This is a genomic window from Moorena sp. SIO3I6 (genome assembly GCF_010672095.1).
In genome coordinates, this window is the sequence record NZ_JAAHHU010001398.1 from 1 (window position 1) to 1,334 (window position 1,334).

Genomic DNA, 1,334 nt, shown 5'->3' on the forward strand with positions numbered 1-1,334 from the left:
GAGGGAAGAGGGAAGAGGGAATAGTGAAGAGGGAAGAGTTAAAAAATCCTGTGTACCTGATAGTTATGAAAAACGCTGTATCAAGGATTTAGCTATTAGATTTAGCTATTAGCATTCAGCTTGCCCGCTTCGCCGATGGTAAGCTAATCGGCATTTAACTTTATAACTGTTAATAATTATTTGGCTTTTTTTATTGGATAGTTTAGTTAACTTTTTCTCGAACAAACCGAATTCCCTCCCAAGCTGGCATTCGACCAGTTCGTCGCTCATCCATTAATAAAAATAATGTGTAAACTGGAGCAATTTTATCCCTATTATTGCCATACTTACGGCTTAAGTCTTGACAATTTTTAACCGTCAAATGAACAGGTTTCAGGATTTCAGGATTGGTAGCCGCTTTTTGATAAATATCAGCTCGAACACTCCAGGCAATAAACACTAACAAAACATAGAAGCGAAGTAATTTAAGATCTGGGTTTTCGTATCGGTTAAGGTTGAGGTTGAGGTAGGGATTGAGGTTGATATATTTACCTAGCTTGAGGTCTTTGTATAGGTCTTGGTATGGCTCAAGGTTCTGGTAAAGGTATCGATCAAGGTCGAGATTTTGTTCCAGCTCTTGGTAAAGGTTTCGGTATTGGTAGAGGTTAAGCTCTAAATAGCGGTAGAGTTGGATATCTAGGTATCGGAACAGTTCTAGTTCCCCCTCCAAGTTTAAGTTTAAATCTAGAGCTATATCTAGTTGAACAACATTAGCTAATTGTTTTTGCCAATTTTTCCACTTAGCTGTTTTTATCCCCACAATCACCTTATGTTCTTTTTCCTGGCACCAGCAGCCTACTGCCTGTTCAATCCCTGGGTACTCCTGTGCTTCATCGGAAGTGGGCAATCTGTATCTGAATCCTGGTGTTGAGTAGTTTTGAGTCAACCATTTACAAAATGCTTCTGCATCACAAGCTCGAATTCCAGTAATTGGCTGATGTCCCTCTAACGCGATAAACCGTTTGCTTTCCCAATGATCGGGCTGATGATACTCACCTGCTGCTAGGGTTTCATCCAAAAATAATTGATACTCAGCACAGGTAATATAACTCAAGCCAATTTCGATTCTGTCATCAATTCGGAATAGTTGATTCAACCGCCTAGATAACTTAACCTCTGCAGCTAACTGAGCAATTTCGGGATTAGGGGATGCTAAATCGGCTGCTAGGAATTGTTCAATTTGTTGCTCTAGCTTAGGCTTAACGGTCAACCCTTGCGCTAGGCAATTATAGGCAAAAGCTAAAGACTCTTCTGTTGCCTTTTCCAAGGCTGCACGAATCAAGTTAGTGCCATCA

General features: G+C 40.3%; 1 protein-coding gene. It reads right to left on the reverse strand.

All coding sequences use genetic code 11. From position 1 onward, the window contains the following. Positions 1-202 precede the first annotated feature (202 nt). The coding region (locus tag F6K49_RS49665; protein ID WP_293110176.1) for an SUMF1/EgtB/PvdO family nonheme iron enzyme at positions 203-1,334 on the reverse strand (1,132 nt) is incomplete at its 5' end.